Origin of the sequence: Ochrobactrum sp. AN78, assembly GCF_029909885.1 — a bacterium.
Taxonomy (GTDB): domain Bacteria; phylum Pseudomonadota; class Alphaproteobacteria; order Rhizobiales; family Rhizobiaceae; genus Brucella; species Brucella quorumnocens.
The window spans coordinates 1-2,816 of sequence record NZ_JASAMU010000033.1; the positions used below are offsets into that span (position 1 = coordinate 1).

A 2,816-nucleotide genomic window follows, 5' to 3' on the forward strand; every position below is an offset into this window, starting at 1 on the left:
CCATGCTGCGAAGAGACATCGCCTTTGGCATGACCATATTGAGCGGTGATGCCGGCAATCAGACGACCCTTGTCATTCTCATAGAACTGTCCGTCCACACCGGTCTGCATCTCAAGCGTGTTGATGTCCTGTTTCATCCGCGCGGTCGAGGTCGAGGGTTCAAGGCGGTTATGCGCGCCTTCAACGCGTGCCCAGACGCCACGCGCATCAAAGCTTGCGCCTTCTGCGCGTCCGCCATCTTCAGAACCGCGCAAGCTGGCCCCTGCAAAATAGCGATTGCCAACCCGCTGCTGCAGGCTTGGCAGCTTGTTGAGCGCCAGCATGTTCTGCACATAGCCTTCATAGACCGGTGCACCGGCACTGTAACGCGGTGAAGGTGGTGGCGGACAGCTGTTGGTGTCCTGACATGTTGGATCGACAGGTGGCGTGCCTGGATCATTGGGAATGCCAGGATCGTCGGGCGTATCCGAATTCGGGGCATGACTGACCAGATACCAGTTGCCGTCATTGACGCCCTGTGCGCCGCCATGCTGCAGCGTATAGGCGAAGGCGCCGCCGACAATCGCCTGCTGGCCATCCTTGGTGGTATAGCCATTGCCAAGAGCAAAGCTGCCATTGGAATTGCCACCAACATCGACCACCTTGATGCCATTGACGGTCAAGGCGCCGCTGCCATCCTGATTGATCACATTGAGTTTGGTTTGGCCCGCTGTATCGCCATCGACCGCAAGCAGATCGGTCTTTGAAGTATCACCACCCAACACGCTGTTGATCGTGATCGCGCCACCGCCGCTATAATTGCCTGAGACATGCAGGGTGGCACCGCCGGTTCCGGCAAAATTGACATTGCCCTGATTGTTGAGCGAAGCGATATTGGTCGAGAAGCCACCAAGATCAAGGGTGCCGGTTTGCGCGACCTGATAAGCGGAGGCTGAACTCAACGCACCGGCCGCACCCTGCTTGAGCGTTCCTTGACGAATTTCGGTGCCGCCACTGTAGCGATTGGCGCCGGAAAAGGTCGTTGTGCCACGACCCGCCTGTATGACATCACCGGTTCCGCTGATGACATTGGCGAAACTGATATCATTTGCACGATTGAAGATGAGCTGACCTTTTTTTACATCATCAATACCGGTGCTGATATCGGTGGCGAGATCGCCACCCGCGCCGCCGTTGCCGAACTGCAAGATCCCGCCAGTGATGTTGACGGCACCATGGTAATCCGTGCTGTTGCCGGTGAGGATTGTGGTTCCGGCAATCTGGTTGATCGTGCCCTTGCCAACGATAATGGCTCCGACGGTTAAACCGTCCGTCGTGTTGAAGTTGAGCACGCCGTCACTGCCGTTTCCAATTTGACCTGTAAAATTCGTTTCATTGAAGGTGATCCGCAGCACATTGAGACTGCCTGCCCTCTTCGCCGCATCACTCTCACCACCGCCGATATCGACAATGCCGGTCGAGCCATCGCCATTAGCAATGTTAAGCTGGCGGCCATTCAAGGCGCCACTGTCATAGAGATTGAGTTCTCCATGCCCGGACGTTCCCCCCACCACGAAATAGCTGGGCGCCTGCGGCCCATCCACCCCATTCCAGGCGGAACCTCGACCGGCGATGGTTGCCCTCCCTGAACCGCCGTCAGCGTGGCCGCCCAGAATGACGCCCGTGCTTGTGATCTGGCCACCGTCCTCGATCAGAAGTGTGCCGGTGCCAGAGTATCCGATTAAAAAGAAACTGTCGGAAACAAGCGCCGAACCTTGCCCTGCGACGGTCACTGCACCAATTGTGTGGGCGTCCACTCCAACGCCGAGGCTTTGGGTGCGGCATTGACAATTGACGTAAACGGCCCCGCCATTGCTGACTGCCAAAGATGCGCCTGTCTGATCTCCCAGCGTCACTCTTTGGTTGACACTCAGTCGGGAGCCCGCACCATCGACCAGCACGCTGGCGCCATGGCCTGTTTCGCGCGAAGATAGCCAGTCACCCTCGGCTGTCGCACCATCATGCAATTCCAGAGTGCCGCCGGTTAATGTGACTTGCCCCGCTCCCGAGTTCCAGTCGGTGGCGCCGGCCTGCGGAAGCGGCGCGCCATCGGAAAAAATATCACCAGAATAGACAATTGATGGTTCTGCCGCAGCCGCGCCGCAATAAAGCTGCGTCCCGCCCACCAGGGTCGCTGAGCACAGCCAGCCAATGGTCTTGCTTTTATAAATTCCTTGAGAGATCGCCATCTCCAAGCCCTTTTCACCAAACTCGAGTCGGCCCATCCAACCGAGCAATTCATGCCTGCGAAGCTGAAACGAATAATGAAATGGGGCAACTTAATATTAAAGGGTGCTTATATACTGTAATATAATAGGTCACACTAATTCTTGGGGAAAGAATAGGGGTGGACTCACTCATGATCTGCTTTGGTAAAAAAAGCAAGACGGGAAATTGTTCTGATAAAATAGAATTTAATAGTGTGTGATGATTGAAGCGCTCTTTTGTGCCCTCTAAGCTTCAGCTTAGCAAACATGGACTGAGCGCCGGCGAACCTTTGCTGGCTTAATGCGCAACTGAATGCCCACATGAGCCGCCCTATCTGGGAACTCGAAAAATGTGCCGGCCCGAGCGCGAACAACTCCGATAAGGACTGGCTTTTCTTGGGCTGCTTATTGCACGGAATCCCGGCACTTCAGTATCTCAAGGGCAAATCGGCAAATCGGCAAATAGCAAGGCAAAGCAAAGCAAAGCCGGGCCGCATTGCTGCGGCCCGGAGGATGATGCATCAACGGTTTACCAGTTGACCTTGAAGCCGAGATTGCCCTTGAGGCTGT

1 protein-coding gene is annotated in these 2,816 nt (G+C 55.7%); it reads right to left on the reverse strand.

Annotated features, from left to right (window positions below):
• Positions 1 to 2,228: autotransporter outer membrane beta-barrel domain-containing protein (locus QBD00_RS23535; protein ID WP_318580701.1), on the reverse strand; the 2,228-nt coding region annotated here is incomplete at its 3' end.
• Between the last annotated feature and the right edge of the window lie 588 nt (positions 2,229 to 2,816).